At 68.2% G+C, this 17505-nt stretch carries 13 protein-coding genes; 5 read left to right on the forward strand and 8 right to left on the reverse strand.

What is annotated here, in order from left to right; translation table 11 throughout:
- Positions 1 to 30: 30 nt before the first annotated feature.
- The 8 genes from eno to WS46_RS14620 form a co-directional block, all read right to left on the reverse strand.
- Complete coding sequence (gene eno / locus WS46_RS14585) at positions 31 to 1314, reverse strand: phosphopyruvate hydratase (protein ID WP_011885396.1); 1284 nt, start codon at positions 1312 to 1314, stop codon at positions 31 to 33.
- Positions 1315 to 1420: 106 nt separating this feature from the next.
- Entirely contained in the window at positions 1421 to 2275 is an 855-nt protein-coding gene (kdsA, locus tag WS46_RS14590) for a 3-deoxy-8-phosphooctulonate synthase (RefSeq protein WP_014896643.1), read from the reverse strand.
- Positions 2272 to 3930 (reverse strand): CTP synthase, encoded by a 1659-nt coding sequence (locus WS46_RS14595; RefSeq protein ID WP_059690943.1) that lies wholly within the window; start codon positions 3928 to 3930, stop codon positions 2272 to 2274. Before WS46_RS14595 ends, kdsA begins: the two co-directional genes overlap by 4 nt.
- Before the next feature lie 174 nt (positions 3931 to 4104).
- Positions 4105 to 4950: an alpha/beta fold hydrolase gene (locus WS46_RS14600; protein ID WP_059535830.1), complete on the reverse strand. Its 846-nt coding sequence runs from the start codon at positions 4948 to 4950 to the stop codon at positions 4105 to 4107.
- Positions 4951 to 5084: 134 nt separating this feature from the next.
- Positions 5085 to 7577 carry a DNA internalization-related competence protein ComEC/Rec2 gene (locus WS46_RS14605; RefSeq protein WP_059690944.1) on the reverse strand — a complete coding sequence of 831 codons (2493 nt, stop codon included), beginning with the start codon at positions 7575 to 7577 and terminating at the stop codon, positions 5085 to 5087.
- A 54-nt stretch (positions 7578 to 7631) separates the two neighbouring features.
- Complete coding sequence (locus tag WS46_RS14610) at positions 7632 to 8420, reverse strand: TatD family hydrolase (protein ID WP_059690945.1); 789 nt, start codon at positions 8418 to 8420, stop codon at positions 7632 to 7634.
- A 64-nt stretch (positions 8421 to 8484) separates the two neighbouring features.
- The gene (gene lolD, locus WS46_RS14615; RefSeq protein WP_059450449.1) at positions 8485 to 9180 is read right to left on the reverse strand and encodes a lipoprotein-releasing ABC transporter ATP-binding protein LolD; all 696 of its coding nucleotides are present in this window, start codon (positions 9178 to 9180) and stop codon (positions 8485 to 8487) included.
- A gap of 55 nt (positions 9181 to 9235) precedes the next feature.
- Positions 9236 to 10489, reverse strand: coding sequence for a lipoprotein-releasing ABC transporter permease subunit (locus tag WS46_RS14620; protein ID WP_059535838.1), 1254 nt, complete (start codon positions 10487 to 10489; stop codon positions 9236 to 9238).
- A gap of 152 nt (positions 10490 to 10641) precedes the next feature.
- Here WS46_RS14620 and WS46_RS14625 point away from each other — a divergent pair, with 152 nt between their 5' ends.
- The 5 genes from WS46_RS14625 (at position 10642) to WS46_RS14650 (ending at position 17386) form a co-directional block, all read left to right on the forward strand.
- Entirely contained in the window at positions 10642 to 11718 is a 1077-nt protein-coding gene (locus tag WS46_RS14625) for a hypothetical protein (protein WP_059690946.1), read from the forward strand.
- A gap of 10 nt (positions 11719 to 11728) precedes the next feature.
- Positions 11729 to 13426, forward strand: a complete 1698-nt coding sequence (gene recJ, locus WS46_RS14630; RefSeq protein ID WP_059690947.1) for a single-stranded-DNA-specific exonuclease RecJ — start codon at positions 11729 to 11731, stop codon at positions 13424 to 13426.
- A 161-nt stretch (positions 13427 to 13587) separates the two neighbouring features.
- A protein-coding gene (prfB, locus tag WS46_RS14640) for a peptide chain release factor 2 (RefSeq protein ID WP_107938119.1) occupies positions 13588 to 14692 on the forward strand; the annotation gives its coding sequence in 2 pieces (ribosomal slippage) (positions 13588 to 13668 and positions 13670 to 14692; 1104 coding nt in all).
- Between the two features lie 75 nt (positions 14693 to 14767).
- Positions 14768 to 16294, forward strand: a complete 1527-nt coding sequence (gene lysS / locus WS46_RS14645) for a lysine--tRNA ligase (RefSeq protein WP_059535844.1) — start codon at positions 14768 to 14770, stop codon at positions 16292 to 16294.
- A 348-nt stretch (positions 16295 to 16642) separates the two neighbouring features.
- Positions 16643 to 17386 carry a glycine zipper 2TM domain-containing protein gene (locus tag WS46_RS14650; protein WP_059535846.1) on the forward strand — a complete coding sequence of 248 codons (744 nt, stop codon included), beginning with the start codon at positions 16643 to 16645 and terminating at the stop codon, positions 17384 to 17386.
- Positions 17387 to 17505: the final 119 nt, after the last annotated feature.

The raw sequence follows: 17505 nt of genomic DNA on the forward strand, positions 1-17505 counted from the left end.
CGTCGAGATGACGAACCCGATAGTAGCGCGTTAGCGCAGGTTATAGAAAGCCGATTTGCCCGGGTAGCTCGCGATATCGCCGAGGTCTTCCTCGATGCGCAGCAACTGGTTGTACTTCGAGATGCGGTCGCTGCGCGACAGCGAACCCGTCTTGATCTGACCGGCGTTCAGGCCGACCGCGATGTCCGCGATCGTCGAATCTTCCGTTTCGCCCGAGCGGTGCGAGATCACGGCCGTGTAGCCCGCGCGCTTCGCCATTTCGATTGCCGCGAACGTTTCGGTCAGCGTACCGATCTGGTTGATCTTGATGAGGATCGAGTTCGCGATGCCCTTCTCGATGCCTTCCTTCAGGATGCGCGTGTTCGTGACGAACAGGTCGTCGCCGACGAGCTGCACCTTCTTGCCGAGGCGCTCGGTCAGCAGCTTCCAGCCGTCCCAGTCGCCTTCGTGCATGCCGTCCTCGATCGACACGATCGGGAACTTGTCGGCGAGCGTCGCGAGGTAGTCGGTGAATTCGGCCGACGACAGTTGCAGGCCTTCGCCCGCGAGCTGGTACTTGCCGTCGTGGTAGAACTCGGATGCGGCGCAGTCGAGCGCGAGCAGCACGTCTTCGCCGGCACGGTAGCCGGCCTTCTCGATCGCCTGCAGGATCGTCGACAGGCACTCGTCGTTGCTGCCGAAGTTCGGCGCGAAGCCGCCTTCGTCGCCGACTGCCGTGCTCATGCCGCGGTCGCTCAGGATCTTCTTCAGCGCGTGGAACACTTCCGCGCCGCAACGCAGGGCTTCACGGAACGTCGGCTGGCTCACCGGGACGATCATGAATTCCTGGATGTCGAGGCTGTTGTTCGCGTGCGCGCCGCCGTTGACGATGTTCATCATCGGGACGGGCAGCTGCATCGCGCCCGAGCCGCCGAAGTAGCGGTACAGCGGCAGGCCGGCTTCTTCAGCCGCTGCCTTCGCGACGGCCATCGACACGGCCAGCATCGCGTTCGCGCCGAGGCGCGACTTGTTGTCGGTGCCGTCCAGCTCGAGCAGCGTCTTGTCGAGGAACGCCTGTTCCGACGCGTCGAGGCCCATGATGGCTTCGGAGATTTCGGTGTTGATGTGCTCGACGGCCTTCAGCACGCCCTTGCCGTTGTAGCGGCCGGCTTCGCCGTCGCGCAGTTCGATCGCTTCACGCGAGCCGGTGGACGCGCCCGACGGCACCGCCGCGCGGCCCATCGTGCCCGATTCGAGCAGCACGTCGCATTCGACGGTGGGGTTGCCGCGCGAATCCAGAATCTCGCGGCCGATGATATCTACGATTGCACTCATGGGTTTCCTCTGAGAATGACGATGGATTCTTCAAACTGCGATGGCACGCGCGCCGAAACCGCCTACGCTACTGACGCGCGAAGCCGCCGCAAGGTTCATTCGATCTTTAGTTGAAATCGTTTTCCAGGAACGGATTGCGCTTCACCGCCTGGTCGAGCGTGACGAGGGTCTCCAGCAGCGCGCCCATCCGGTTCAGCGGCACCGCGTTCGGGCCGTCGGACTTCGCTTCGGCCGGATTCGGGTGCGTTTCCATGAACAGGCCCGCGACGCCCGTCGCGACCGCGGCACGCGCGAGCACCGGCACGAATTCGCGCTGGCCGCCCGAGCTCGTGCCCTGCCCGCCCGGCAGCTGCACCGAGTGGGTCGCGTCGAACACGACCGGCGCGCTCGTCTCGCGCATGATCGCGAGCGAACGCATGTCGGACACGAGGTTGTTGTAGCCGAACGAGACGCCGCGCTCGCACGCCATGAAGCGGTCTTCCGACAGACCGGCTTCACGCGCCGCGTCGCGCGCCTTGTCGATCACGTTCTTCATGTCGTGCGGCGCGAGGAACTGGCCCTTCTTGATGTTGACGGGCTTGCCCGAGCGCGCGCACGCGTGGATGAAGTCGGTCTGGCGGCACAGGAACGCGGGCGTCTGCAGCACGTCGACGACCGACGCGACCTGCTCGATCTCTTCGATCGAATGCACGTCGGTCAGCACCGGCAGGCCGAGCTGGCGCTTCACCTCGCCGAGGATCCGCAGCCCCTCGTCCATTCCGAGGCCGCGAAACGACTTGCCCGAGCTGCGATTCGCCTTGTCGTAGGACGATTTGTAGATGAACGGAACGTTCAGCTTCTCGCAGATCTCCTTCAGGCGGCCCGCCGTGTCGATCGTCATTTGCTCCGATTCGACGACGCAGGTACCCGCGATCAGGAAGAAAGGCTGGTCGAGACCGACCTCGAAATCGCACAGCTTCATGCTTGCACTCCACGCGCCTGCTTGTTGGCGAGCGCGGCTTCGACGAACGACTTGAACAGGGGATGACCGTCACGCGGCGTGGACGTGAATTCCGGGTGGAACTGGACGCCGACGAACCACGGGTGCATCGAACGCGGCAGCTCCATCATTTCCGGCAGATCCTCGCTCGGGGTACGGGCGCTGATGATAAGGCCGCCGGCTTCGAGCTGGGGCACGAAGCGGTTATTGACTTCATAACGGTGGCGGTGACGCTCGTTCACGTCCTTGCCATAGATCTCTTCGGCCATCGTGCCGGGCTTGATCGGGCAACGTTGCGAGCCGAGGCGCATCGTGCCGCCGAGATCGGATTCCTCGGTGCGCGTCTCGACCTTGCCTTCGCGGTCGTACCACTCGGTGATCAGCGCGACCACGCGTTCCGGCGTGTCCGGATCGAATTCCGTGCTGTTCGCCTGCTTCATGCCGACGACGTCGCGTGCGAATTCGATCACCGCGAGCTGCATGCCGAGGCAGATGCCGAGGTACGGCACCTTCGACTCGCGCGCGTAGCGGATCGCGGCGATCTTGCCTTCCGTGCCGCGACGGCCGAAACCGCCCGGCACCAGCACGGCGTCGAGATGCTTCAGGCTGTCGACACCGTTCGTCTCGATCTCTTCCGAGTCGATGTACTCGATGTTGACCTTGGTCGACGTGTGCAGCGATGCGTGGCGCAGCGCCTCGATCAGCGACTTGTACGACTCGGTCAGGTCGACATACTTGCCGACCATGCCGATCGTGACTTCGTGCTTCGGGTTTTCCAGCTTCTCGACGAGCTCCGACCACATGCTCAGGTCGGCGTCCTTCGGCGACAGCTTCAGTTCCTCGCAGATGATCCGGTCGAGGCCCTGGTCGTGCAGCATCTGCGGAATCTTGTAGATGCTGTCGGCGTCCCACACCGAGATCACGGCGTCTTCCGGCACGTTCGAGAACATCGAGATCTTCTTCGATTCGTCGTCGGGGATGCGGCGATCCGCACGGCACAGCAGCACGTGCGGCAGGATGCCGATCTCGCGCAGCTTCTGCACGCTGTGCTGGGTCGGCTTCGTCTTCAGCTCGCCGGCCGTCGCGACGTACGGCACGAGCGTCAGGTGCACGAAGCACGCGCTGTTGCGGCCGAGGCGCAGGCTCATCTGGCGCGCGGCCTCGAGGAACGGCAGCGACTCGATGTCGCCGACCGTGCCGCCGATCTCGACGATCGCGACGTCCGGCTCGCCGCAGGTGGCCGATGCCGCCCCGCGCTCGATGAACGCCTGGATTTCGTTCGTGATGTGCGGAATCACCTGCACGGTCTTGCCGAGATAGTCGCCGCGGCGTTCCTTGCGGATCACCGATTCGTAGATCTGGCCGGTCGTGAAGTTGTTGGCCTTGCGCATCTTCGTGCTGATGAAGCGCTCATAGTGGCCGAGGTCGAGGTCGGTCTCCGCTCCGTCTTCCGTCACGAACACTTCGCCGTGCTGGAACGGGCTCATCGTGCCGGGGTCGACGTTGATGTAGGGATCGAGTTTGAGGAGGGTGACTTTCAGACCGCGCGATTCGAGGATCGCGGCGAGAGAGGCGGCGGCAATACCCTTGCCGAGGGAAGAAACTACGCCGCCGGTGACGAAAACATATTTGGTCATCGCTGGATGCTCGCGGGAAAAACGGATTATACCGTAAAGCCCGCCCTTCTCTCAGCAATTGACGCGATGATCGCGCCCTTTCGCGCTGTGCCGCGCCAGCCGTGCGCGCCGGGGCGCACCGGCCGGCCGGTCGGTGCAACCGCGCACGCCGGCCCGGTGCACCGGGCCGATGCGTCAGGCGCTTTTCGCGAGCGCCGCGCTGTCGCGCGGCACGCCGCCCTCCGCCGTTTTCAGCGAACTCAGCATCCGCTGCAATGCGCGGGCCGTCTCGATCGGCCGCTCCATCGGGAACAGGTGGCTGCCCTCGAGCCATTCGATGCGCCCGCGCGCCGCGCGACGCGTCGCATCGAGCCCGACCTGCCGCACTTCGCGCGAGCGCGTGCCGGCGAGAAAGCCGAGCGGCACCGGCGCGCCGTGCGCGAGCCGCGGACCGAGCGTATGCGGCAGTGTCCGGTAGATCAGGTATTCGACCTGCCGGTCGAACGCGAGCACGCGTTCGCCGTCGGCGCCCGCCTGTGGAATGCCGTAGTCGATGTAGTCGGACAGCATCCGCTCGTCCCAGCGCGCGAACGCGGGTTTCTCGTGAAAGTGCCGCCAGGCTTCGTCGCGACTCACCCAGCGCGTGCGCCGGTTGCGCGTCGCGGCCGCCGGCGACAGCCGTTCGTCGAGCCCGGCCCATTGGCTCGCGCGCAATGCGCCGGCGCGCCATCCCGCGATGATCGGCGAATCGATCATCACCACGCCGCGCACCCAGTGCGGCTTCTTCAGCGCGGCCATCAACGACAGGTAGCCGCCGAGCGAATGGCCGACGAGCCAGACCGGGCGCTCGTAGCGGCTGCCGATGTCGTCGAGCAGCTGCTCGACGAGATGCGGCCAGTCGCGCGTCACCGGGTAGCGGCGGTCGTGACCGATGCGCTCGATGTAGCGCAGCTCGTAATCGTCTGCCAGCTCGGCGAAGATCGTCCGGTACGTCGATGCCGGAAAACCGTTCGCATGCGAGAAATGGAGGATGTCCTTCAAACGCCGATGTCTCCTTTGTCGACCGAAGTCAGCGCGCTCGAGCTGACTCCGGTCCCATGCTTCGCGGTCGGCCGGGGCTGGCCCTTCAGCACCACCTCCGGCCTCCGCCTTCTTGACCCGCGCCGTCGAGCCGCTCACCGGTCCATCCAGTACCGCCGCTGCGCATCGCGATGACGCTCGAACGCGAAACCGCCGCTCGCCGGGGCGATGTCGAACCTCACGGCCCCGTCTCGATCGGTGCGCGGCAGCGGAATCCCGCGCGTTTCGTAGCGCGCGAGGACCGTCCGGTGCGGATGCCCGAATCGATTGCGATAGCCTACAGGAAATACCGCGACGCGCGGCCCGACCGAATCGAGGAAAGGCTCGACCGACGACGTGCGGCTGCCGTGGTGCGGCACGACGAGGATCTGCGCGGCCAGCGCGTCGCGCGCATCGTCCACCAGACGGCGCTCGGCGCGTGCCTCGATGTCGCCCGTCAGCAGCGCCGACGTGTCACCCGCGTCGATGCGCAGCACGCACGATTTCTCGTTCGAGGAACCCGCGCCGGCAACGCCCGGCGGCCACAACATCGTGAATACGACGCCGTCCCAGATCCACCGCTGTCCGGCCGCGCACGGCAGCCGATCCGCCACGCCGGCCGCATGCGCGTCGCGCCACAGCCGGTGCCGCGGCGCAATGCCGGCGAGCAGCTGGCGGACCTCGGCGGCCGCATAGACGGCCGCCGCGCCGCCCGCGTGATCGGCATCCGCATGACTCAGGACGAGCGAATCGACGGTACGGATTCCGCGGGCACGCAACGCCGGCGCGACGATCCGCGCACCGGCATGGGTCGACTCCGCCCCCGGTCCCGCGTCGAACAGCAAGGTCCGGCGCGCGGTCTCCACCAGCACCGACGCGCCCTGCCCGACGTCGAGCACGGTCAGCCGGAAGCCGCCGGGCGGCGGCGCATCGGGTGCCGGCGCGACCAGCGGCAGCCATGTCATCGGCGCCGCCCAGCGCAGCGGCCAGCCGCGCGGCATCAAGACCCACGCGACACCCACGCACGCAAGCGCCAGAACCGGCCAGTCGGGCATGCGCAGCCAGAACACGCCGGCCGGCCAGTCGGCGAGGTGCCGGAGCAGCGCCATCATCGGTTCGAGCGCCGCATGCGCGAGCCGGAACGCATACGCGTCCAACGGCGCGGGCAACCCGATCCCGGCGAGCACGATCGGCGTCACCACGGCGCTGACCCACGGGATCGCAAACGCATTGCCGAACGGGCCCGATACCGAGATTTGAGCGAACCACGCGGCCGTCAGCGGCGCAAGACCGATCGTCACCGCGTACTGCACGCGTGTCGCCTCCGCGACACGGCGCCCGGCACGCTGGCACCACGCGCGCAGGCGGTGCCAGCGGTCGACCGTGGCAGCGCCGTCCGTCCCGCGGTCGTCGCCGCCGTCGAATTCGCGCACCGCGCGCCAGCCCGCCACGGTCATCAGGATCACGGCGACCGCGCCAAAAGACAGCCAGAACCCGGCCGACACCACCGCCCACGGATCGACCAGCAGCACGCCGCCGAGCGCCGCGCACAACACCGCGGACGGCGGCACGCTGCGTCCGGCGAGATAGGCAGCCGCCCCGGCCGCGATCATCCACCACGCGCGCTGCGCCGGCACGTTGAACCCGGCGAGCGCCGCATAGCCGGCGGCGGCCGTCAGCGCCGCCACCGAAGCCGCATACGGCGCAGGCATCGCGAGCGCCGCTGCATGTCCGCGCCAGCGCAGACGCCGCCAGACCCACGATACGATCCCGCCCGCGAGCGCGCCGACGAGCCCGACGTGCAGGCCCGAAATCGCGACCAGATGACTCGTGCCGGTATTGCGCAGCACGCGCCATGCGTCGTCGCCGATGCCGGATTGATCGCCGACCGCGAGCGCGGTCACGATGCCGCGATGGCGCGCGTTGCTGCCGAGCGCGTCACCGATACCGTTGCGCAGCGCGTCGCGCAGCCGATCGATCGACGCGCGCCATCCCGATGCCCGCGCGTCGAGCAGTTCCGCCCGCTCGGGCGCGACCACATAGCCGATCGCACGAATGCCCGCGGCAAGCCACGCCGCCTCGCTGTCGCGCACGCCGGGATTCGCCTCGGCATGCGGATGCTTCAGGCGCACGACGAGACGCCAGCGCTGCGCGGCGCGCAAATCGGGCATCGCGTCGCGTGCTGCGCGCGCGCCGTACGTGCGCCACGACAACCGGATCAGCGGAGGGAAACGGGCCAGCCCCGCATCGTTCGATTCGACGGCCAGCAGCAGTCGCGCGCCGGTCTCGTCGATCACCGGCAACCCGCGGATCACGCCCGTGACGACGATGTCGCGCCCTTCCCGCTCGACCGGCAGGCTGTCACGCAACCGCCATTCGGCACGTGCGGCCGCATAGCCGAATCCGATCGCACCGGCGGCGCATGCGCACAGCATCCACCGGAGCGCGACGATCGCGCGGGTTCGACGGCGCCGCGCGCACCCTGCGAGCAGCGCGCCGCAACCGGCCAGCACGACCGCCCCGCCTACCCAGCCGCCCATGCCCGGCAACGCCGCCTGCCGCTGCAGCACGACGACGCCGAGCGCAAACGCGATCCACCACACGCGCATCGCACCTCCTCGTCGACCTGGCGCCGCCGTCGATGCGGCACCTTCCGGCAACGATTATGCGGACGAAAGTGCGAGGCGCGGCAGCGCGGCGAGCGCGTTAGCCGTTGTGGATAGGGACAGCGCGTGCGCGTCGATCCCGCGCAGTTCGGCGAGCACGCCGCCGATGCGCGGCACCTGGTCGGGCGCGTTGCGGGACTTGTACGCCCACTCGGGCGCGATGTCGGGCGCGTCCGTCTCGACGACGATCGCGTCGAGCGGCAACTGCGCGGCGAGCCGCCGGATCTGCAACGCGCGTCCGAACGTCACGTTGCCGCCGAAACCGAGATGCAGCCCCTGCGCGAGATACGCATCGGCCTGCTGGAAACTGCCGTTGAACGCATGCGCGATGCCGTGCCGCACGCCGAAGCGGCGCAGCCCGGCGAGCACGCGGTCCTGCGACTTGCGCACGTGGCACAGCACCGGCAGGTCGAATTCGCGCGCGAGCTTGAGCTGCCCCTGATAGAAGAATTGCTGGCGATCCTCGTCGAGGCCCGGCACGAAGTAGTCGAGACCGATCTCGCCGATCGCGACGAAGCGCGGATCATCGAGGCTCGCCTCGATCTCCATGCGCAGGCGGTCGAGATCCTCGTCGCGCGCGTGCGGCGTATACATCGGATGGATGCCGAGCGCGTAGACGGCACCCGGCGTGCGCTGCGCCAGTTCGCGCACCGTCGTGAAATTGTCGCGTCCGATGCTCGGAATCACGATGCGCGACACGCCGGCCGCGCGCGCCGCGTGCGCGACGGCGTCGCGGTCGGCGTCGAACTCGGCGGCATCGAGATGGCAATGCGTATCGATCCACATGGCGGCTTTCCTGCGCCCTCGCCGCCGCGCCGGGCCTCGCCCGGCGGCACGGCGGGGCGTTCGTTCACACCGGCAGCGCCGGCTCCTCGTGCAGCACGCCGTCGCGCAGGCGCATGATGCGGTCGCAGCGCGCCGCGAGCTCGGGATCGTGCGTGACGATCACGAAGCTCGTTTCGAGCGTCTCGGACAGTTCGAGCATCAGGTTGAACACCGTGTCGGCGGTCGTGCCGTCGAGGTTGCCGGTCGGCTCGTCGGCGAGTACGCACGCGGGCTTCGTCACCAGCGCACGCGCGATCGCCACGCGTTGCCGCTCGCCGCCCGACAGCTCGCCCGGCCGATGCTTCGCACGCGGCCCGAGACCGACGCGTTCGAGCATCGCCTGTGCCTGCGCGCGTGCATCCTCGGTCGTCATCCGGCGGATGCGCAGCGGCATCGCGACGTTGTCCAGCGCGGTGAATTCCGGCAGCAGGTGATGGAACTGGTAGACGAAGCCGAGCGCGCGGTTGCGCAGCTCGTTGCGCTCGCGCTCGGCGAGTTGCGTAAACGGCTTGCCGAGCAGCGACACTTCGCCCGCGCTCGGTTCGTCGAGGCCGCCCAGCACGTGCAGCAGCGTGCTCTTGCCGGAGCCCGACGCGCCGACGACCGCGAGCTTCTCGCCGCGCCGCACCGTCAGCTCGGTGTTGTTGAGCACCTGCACGTTGAAGCCGCCCTGCACGAACGCCTTCGTGATCCCGCGCGCCTGAAGCACGTATTCCTGCATACCTGCCGAATCCTGTCTGATGGGTTGTCGTGAATCCGCCAATGCGGTCGCGCGATCATTCATAGCGCAGCGCCTCCGCCGGCTTCACCTTCGCGCCGCGCCAGCTCGGATAGAGCGTCGCGACGGCCGACAGCACGAACGCGATCAGACCGATCTTGATGACGTCGCCCGCGACGAGCTCCGACGGCAGCTCGCTGATGAAGTACACCGACGGCGGCAGGAACTGCACGCCGAACAGATGCTCGATCATCGGGATCAGCCACGGAATGCTCCACGCGATCAGGCAGCCGAGCGCGACGCCCGACGCGGTGCCGACGAAGCCGATCGTCACGCCCTGCACCACGAAGATCTTCATGATCGAGCCTGGTTGCGCGCCGAGCGTGCGCAGGATCGCGATGTCGGCCTGCTTGTTGGTCACCGTCATCACGAGCGACGACACGAGGTTGAACGCGGCCACCGCGATGATCAGCGTGAGGATGATGAACATCATCCGCTTCTCGATCTGCACGGCCGAGAACCAGGTCTTGTTCTGCTGGGTCCAGTCGCGGATGTACAGGCTGCCCGACAGCGTATGCGACAGCTCGACCGCGACCTGCGGCGCCTTCTGCATGTCGGTGAGCCGCAGCCGCACGCCGGTCGGCGCGGACATCCGGAACAGCGCCTCCGCATCGCGGATGTTGATCATCGCGAGCGTGCTGTCGTATTCGTAGTGGCCCGACTCGAACACGCCGACCACCGTGAACTGCTTGAGCCGCGGCATCATCCCGGCCGGCGTGATCGTGCCTTCGGGCGCGACGAGCGTGACCTTGTCGCCGACCGTCACGCCGAGGTTGCCGGCGAGCGCGTCGCCGAGCACGATGCCGAACTGGCCGGGCACGAGCGCGGCGAGCTGGCCCGCCTTCATGTCCTTGCCGATGTCCGACACCTGCGGTTCGAGCGACGGCTCGACGCCGCGCAGCATCACGCCGCTCACCGCGTCCTGGCGCGTGAGCAGCGCCTGCGCGTCGACGTACGGCGCCGCGCCGATCACCGACGTATTGCGGCGCGCTTCCTGCGCGGTCAGTTGCCAATCGGGCATCGAGCCGGTCGGCGAGAATACCTCGACGTGCGCAAGCACCGACAGCATGCGGTCGCGCACTTCCTTCTGGAAGCCGTTCATCACGGACAGCACGACGATCAGCGCCGCGACGCCGAGCGCGATCCCGAGCATCGAAACGAGCGCGATGAAGGAAATGAAGCCGTTGCCGGTCGTGCGTTTGCCGGCGCGCGTGTAGCGCCAGCCGATCTGCCATTCGTACGGAAGTTTCAAGCGAATCCTTTCTGCTGGTTACGGCGGGGATGGCGGCCCGTGGCCGGAGCGCCGTCCGGCGGCGGCCGGCCGCCCGGGCACGGCCGAAAAAACGGTCGCCGGACGCAATCGGGCCGTCCGCCGGCCCGATCACGCGCGCAGTTTGCCATACAATGCGCACCATCATGCACGACCGACGCCTCCATTTTCTCGTTCCGTTCGCGCTGCCGTCGGCGGCCGATGCGACCTCGTCCCTGCACACGCTGGACAGCCACGCGCTCGAAAAGTTGCTCGCCCGCGCAAGCCTCGTCGAGCGCGTGGCCGGCGAGGACTTCCAGCGCACGCTGCCGCACGAACGCTGGCTGGCCCGCCAGTTCGGCGCGACCCAGGGCAACGCCGCCGACGAGGCGCCGCTCGCGCCCTACATGCTGCTGGCGGACGGCGGCGACCCGGGCACCCGGGCCTGGGCGTGCGTCGAACCCGTCCACGTCGAAATCGCTCACGACCACCTCGTGCTCGTCGACCCGGCGAGCCTCGCGCTCGACGACGGCGACGCCGCCGCCTTGCTGGCGGTCGCGCGCCCGCTGATCGAGGAGCTCGGCGTGCGGCTGGAGGCGCCGCAGCCGGCGCGCTGGTACCTGTCCAGCGAGCAGCTCGCCCGCCTCGCCGGCGCAGCGCCGCTGCGCGCGAGCGGCCGCAACATCGAGATCTGGCTGCCGCACGAAGCGCACACCGGCGAACGCTCGCGGATGTGGATGAAGCTGCAGAACGAAGTGCAGATGGCGTGGTTCCAGCATCCGGTCAACGAAGCGCGCGAAGCGCGCGGGCTGCCCGCCGTCAATTCGATCTGGTTCCACGCGCAAGGCACGCTGAAGCCGGTCGGCAAGCCGTTCGCGCGCGTGCTGTCCGCGTCGCCCGCGGCGCTCGGCCTCGCGCGCGCCGCGCAAGCCGAAGCCGGCGGCGTGCCGGCCGCACTCGACGCACTGCCCGCCGCCGCCGGCGCGACGCTCGTCGAGCTGCCCACGCTGTCCGCCCCGTACATCGAGCAGGACTGGTCACGCTGGCACGATGCGCTCGCCGCGCTCGAGCGCGACTGGTTCGCGCCGTCCCTCGCCGCGCTGCAGAACGGCGAGCTGGCCGGCGTCGATTTCACGCTGTGCGGCGACACCAGCTCCGTGACGCTGCACGCGACGCGCGGCGACCTGCGCAAGTTCTGGCGCCGCCGCGCGCTGGCATCCCTGTTCGAATAACCCGACCTGTATGACCCGGATCGTTACCCGCCCCGTCGCGCCCGCCGACGCCGAAGCGCTCGCGCGCCACGGCCTCCACCCCGTCCTCGCGCGCCTGTATGCATCGCGCGGCGTGCAGTCCCCGACCGACATCGAGACGGCCCTCGCGCGCCTCGTCCCGCCCACCGAACTGAAAGGCTGCGCGGACGCCGCGGCGCTGCTCGCCGACGCGATCGCCGACAAGCGGCGCCTGCTGGTCGTCGCCGACTACGACTGCGACGGCGCGACCGCGTGCGCGGTCGCGGTGCGCGGCCTGCGGATGTTCGGCGCGCAGATCGACTACCTGGTGCCGAACCGCTTCGAATACGGCTACGGGCTCACGCCCGAGATCGTCGAACTCGCGGCCGCGAGCAAGCCCGACCTGCTGATCACCGTCGACAACGGGATCGCGAGCGTCGCGGGCGTCGAAGCCGCGAACGCGCGCGGCATCGACGTGCTCGTCACCGATCACCACCTGCCCGGCGACGCGCTGCCGGCCGCGCGCGCGATCGTCAACCCGAACCAGCCCGGTTGCGCATTCCCGAGCAAGCACATCGCCGGCGTCGGCGTGATGTTCTACGTGCTGCTCGCGCTGCGCGCCGAGCTGCGCCGCCGCGGCGCGTTCGCGAGCAAGGAGGCCGAGCCGCGCCTCGACGGGCTGCTCGACCTCGTCGCGCTCGGCACCGTCGCCGACGTCGTGCGGCTCGACGGCAACAACCGCGTGCTCGTCGCGCAGGGGCTGCAGCGCATCCGCAACGGCCGCATGCAGCCGGGCATCGCCGCGCTGTTCCGCGCGGCCGGCCGCGAGGCGCGCACCGCATCGGGCTTCGACCTCGGCTTCGGCCTCGGCCCGCGCCTGAACGCCGCCGGGCGGCTCTCGGACATGTCGCTCGGCATCGAGTGCCTGATCACCGACGACATCGGCCGCGCGTGGGACCTCGCGCAGCAGCTCGACACGATGAACCGCGAGCGCCGCGAGATCGAGGCCGGCATGCAGCAGCAGGCGCTGGCCGATCTCGCCGACGTCGATCCGGCCGACGCGTGCACGATCACGCTGTTCAACCCGGAATGGCACCAGGGCGTGATCGGCATCGTCGCCGGGCGGCTCAAGGAGAAATTCCACCGCCCGTCGTTCACGTTCGCGCATGCGGACGAAGCCGGCACGCGGGTCAAGGGTTCGGGCCGCTCGATTCCCGGCTTCCACCTGCGTGACGCGCTCGACCTGGTATCGAAGCGCGAACCCGACCTGATCGTCGCGTTCGGCGGCCACGCGATGGCGGCCGGCCTCACGCTCGACACCGGCAACGTGCCGCGCTTCGCGGCTGCATTCGAGGCCGTCGCGCGCGAGTGGTTGTCCGACGACGCGCTGGCGCGTGTGATCGAGACCGACGGCGAACTCGAGGAAGCGTATTTCACGCCGCAGTTCGTCGGGCTGCTCGACGAAGCCGTCTGGGGTCAGGGCTTTCCGGCCCCGCTTTTCTCCGGCGAATTCGACGTCGTGTCGCAGTCGCTCGTGAAGGAAAAGCACCTGAAGCTGCAGCTGGCGCGCGGCCGCCAGCGCTTCAACGCGATCTGGTTCAACCACACCGAGCCGCTGCCGGCGAGCGCGCTGATCGCGTACCGCCTCGTGGCCGACACGTGGAACGGCGTGACGCGCGTCCAGCTGATCGTCGAACACGCGGCCGGCTGAGCGCCGCCCGCCCGGCCAACCCGCCCGCGGCACGCGCGGGCCGCATGCGCGCCGCGCCGAACGGGGCCGCGGCGCGCATGCAAGCACGTTCCGCGTCACCGGGAAACCCCGCCGATCGGCTATAATTCCGCTTTTTTACGAAGCAAGAATAGCGAACGATCATGGAAGCGGAACGTCTCAACGCGATCGAAAGCTCCCTGCTCGACCTGCGCACGCGCGCCGGCGAGCTTCGGGGGTATCTTTGACTACGACGCCAAATCTGCGCGTCTGACCGAAGTCAACAAGGAACTCGAAGACCCGAACGTCTGGAACGATTCGAAGAACGCCCAGGCACTCGGCCGCGAGAAGAAGCTGCTCGAAGGCGTCGTCACGACGCTGACGGCACTCGATAGCGACCTGCGCGATGCGCTCGACCTGTTCGAGCTGGCACGCGAGGAAGGCGACGAAGACACCCTCGTCGCATCCGAAGACGACGCGAAGAAGCTCGAAGCGCGCGTCGGCGACATCGAATTCCGCCGGATGTTCTCGAACCCGGCCGACCCGAACAACTGCTTCATCGACATCCAGGCCGGCGCCGGCGGCACCGAGGCGTGCGACTGGGCGTCGATGCTGCTGCGCCAATACCTGCGCTACTGCGAACGCAAGGGCTTCAAGGCCGAAGTGCTCGAAGAGTCCGACGGCGATGTCGCGGGCATCAAGAACGCGACGATCAAGGTGTCGGGCGAATACGCGTACGGCTTCCTGCGCACCGAAACCGGCATCCACCGCCTCGTGCGCAAGTCGCCGTTCGACTCGTCGGGCGGCCGCCACACGTCGTTCTCGTCGGTGTTCGTGTATCCGGAAATCGACGACTCGATCGAAGTCGAGGTCAACCCGGCCGACCTGCGCATCGACACGTATCGCGCATCGGGCGCGGGCGGCCAGCACATCAACAAGACCGACTCGGCCGTGCGGATCACGCACATGCCGACCGGCATCGTCGTGCAGTGCCAGAACGACCGCTCGCAGCACCGCAACCGCGCCGAAGCGATGGCCATGCTGAAGTCGCGCCTCTACGAAGCCGAAATGCGCAAGCGCCAGGCCGAGCAGGACAAGCTCGAATCGAGCAAGACCGATGTGGGCTGGGGTCACCAGATCCGCTCGTACGTCCTCGACCAGAGCCGCGTGAAGGACCTCCGTACGAACGTCGAAATGAGCAACACGAAGGCCGTGCTCGACGGCGATCTCGACGACTTCATCAGCGCGAGCCTCAAACAGGGCGTGTAAGCGCCGCGGCGCGGCCCCTGCGGTCGCGCCGCCCTTCCCGTTGCGTTGCCGCACCCACTCCGAATTCCGACCATCATGACCGAACCGACCCAAACGCAGCCCGCCGTCGCGGCGGACGAAAACCAGATCATCGCCGAGCGCCGCGAGAAGCTGCGCGCATTGCGCGAGCAAGGCGTCGCCTATCCGAACGATTTCCGGCCGACGCATCACGCCGCCGATCTCCAGGCGAAATTCGCCGACTCGGACAAGGCCGCGCTCGAGGCGAACCCGGTCGAGGTATCGGTCGCCGGCCGCATGATGCTCAAGCGCGTGATGGGCAAGGCGAGCTTCGCGACGGTGCAGGACGGTTCGGGCCAGATCCAGTTCTTCGTGACGCCGAACGACGTCGGCGCGGAAACCTACGACGCATTCAAGAAGTGGGACCTCGGCGACATCGTCGCCGCGCGCGGCGTGCTGTTCCGCACCAACAAGGGCGAGCTGTCGGTCCAGTGCAAGGAGCTGCGCCTGCTGTCGAAGGCGCTGCGTCCGCTGCCGGACAAGTTCCACGGCCTCGCCGACCAGGAAATGCGCTATCGCCAGCGCTACGTCGATCTGATCGTCACGCCGGAAACGCGTGACACGTTCCGCGCGCGCACCAAGACCATCGCGTCGATCCGCAAGTTCATGGACAACGCCGACTTCATGGAAGTCGAAACGCCGATGCTGCACCCGATCCCGGGCGGCGCCGCGGCGAAGCCGTTCGTCACGCACCACAACGCGCTCGACATGCAGATGTTCCTGCGCATCGCGCCGGAGCTGTACCTGAAGCGCCTGATCGTCGGCGGCTTCGAGCGCGTGTTCGAGATCAACCGCAACTTCCGGAATGAAGGCGTATCGCCGCGCCACAACCCGGAATTCACGATGATGGAGTTCTACGCCGCGTACACCGACTACCGCTGGCTGATGGACTTCACCGAGCAGCTGATCCGCCAGGCGGCGATCGATGCGCTCGGCACCGCGACGATCCAGTACCAGGGCCGCGAGCTCGACCTCGCGAAGCCGTTCCACCGCCTGACGATCACGCAGGCGATCCAGAAATACGCGCCGCAGTACACCGACGGCCAGCTGTCGGACGACGCGTTCCTGCGCTCCGAACTGAAGCGCCTCGGCGTGGACGTGTCGCAGCCGGCCTTCCTGAACGCCGGCATCGGCGCGCTGCAGCTCGCGCTGTTCGAGGAAACCGCCGAATCGCAGCTGTGGGAGCCGACCTACATCATCGATTACCCGGTCGAGGTGTCGCCGCTCGCACGCGCATCGGATACGGTGCCGGGCATCACCGAGCGTTTCGAGCTGTTCATGACCGGCCGCGAGATCGCGAACGGCTTCTCGGAGCTGAATGATCCGGAAGACCAGGCCGCGCGCTTCAAGAAGCAGGTCGAGCAGAAGGATGCGGGCGACGAGGAAGCGATGTTCTTCGACGCCGACTACATCCGCGCGCTCGAACACGGGATGCCGCCGACGGGCGGTTGCGGGATCGGCATCGACCGTCTCGTGATGCTGCTGACCGACAGCCCGACGATCCGCGACGTGCTGCTGTTCCCGCACCTGCGCCGCGAAGACTGACGGCCGAGCCCGCGTGTGCGCCGCGCCCTGCGGCGCGCACGCGTCAGCTTTGTAACCACGCGTAAATCCCGCCCGCCGGCGTTCGCCGGTTTTCGATCCTCCCCCGTTTTATCTCCTCGTCGCGACGGCCTTCTCCGGGTTTTCCCTGTAACGCCCGCTGCCCCCGCGCTGCAATTCGTTACACCTTGATACGGTGCGACCCTCGCCCGTGGACGACACTCCTGTTGCGTCACCACGCATGACCACGGGACCAGAACGCGGCGCCGGAACGCCGAGTCTGCTCGCTCCCGAGCGTGGGATCCGGCCGGCACCAACGTGCGAAGCCAGATCGACACCGGAGAGAACAAAATGGACAACCAGAATCAAACCACGCCGCAAAAGCAACGCCTTCACCCGCTCATCGCGACCGCGGCAGGCGCCGTGATCGTCGCGAGCCTCGCGGCCACCGCAGCGATCACGGGCATCTTCCCGAAGGCCAACAGCAACAACGCGCAGAACGGCCAGACCCAGGCCGCGCTGATCGCGTCGCAACCGGCTGTCGATACGGCCGCTGCGGCCAGCGCCGCGCTCGCCGCGCAAGCGCAGCAGCAGGCAGCCGAACAGGCCGCGCAGCAGAAGGCGGCGGCCGAGAAAGCGGCGGCAGCCCAGGCCGAACCGAAGCCCGCGCCGCGCCCTGCCGCCACGCATCGCCGCCATACGCCGGCGCCGCAACCGCCGCAATACGCGCAGCAGCCGTCCGCGCCCGCGCAGGCGGCTTATTGCCAGACCTGCGGCACCGTCGTCGCGATCACGCAGACGCGTACGCCGGGCCAGAGCTCGGGGATCGGCGCGGTCGGCGGCGCAGCGGCCGGCGGCCTGCTCGGCAACCAGTTCGGTCACGGCAACGGCCGCACGGCAATGACGATCATCGGCGCGCTCGGCGGCGGTCTCGCCGGCAATCAGGTCGAGAAGCAGGTGCGCGCGGAAACCGACTACCAGGTGCAGGTCCAGATGGAAAGCGGCGCGACGCGCACGTTCACGTACCACAACCCGCCGCCGTTCGGCCAGGGCCAGCGCGTGCGGATCGAGAACGGGACGCTGGTCGGCGCGTAACGCCTGACGTCTCGCCGGGCAGCCCTTGCGTCGCGCCGGAAATGAAAAAGGCTCGTGAAGCATCACGAGCCTTTTCTTTTTGCGGGAGCGTTGCCGGAGCCGCATGGCGCGAGGCGCCA

This window comes from Burkholderia sp. RF4-BP95, assembly GCF_001521985.1.
Taxonomy (GTDB): domain Bacteria; phylum Pseudomonadota; class Gammaproteobacteria; order Burkholderiales; family Burkholderiaceae; genus Burkholderia; species Burkholderia diffusa.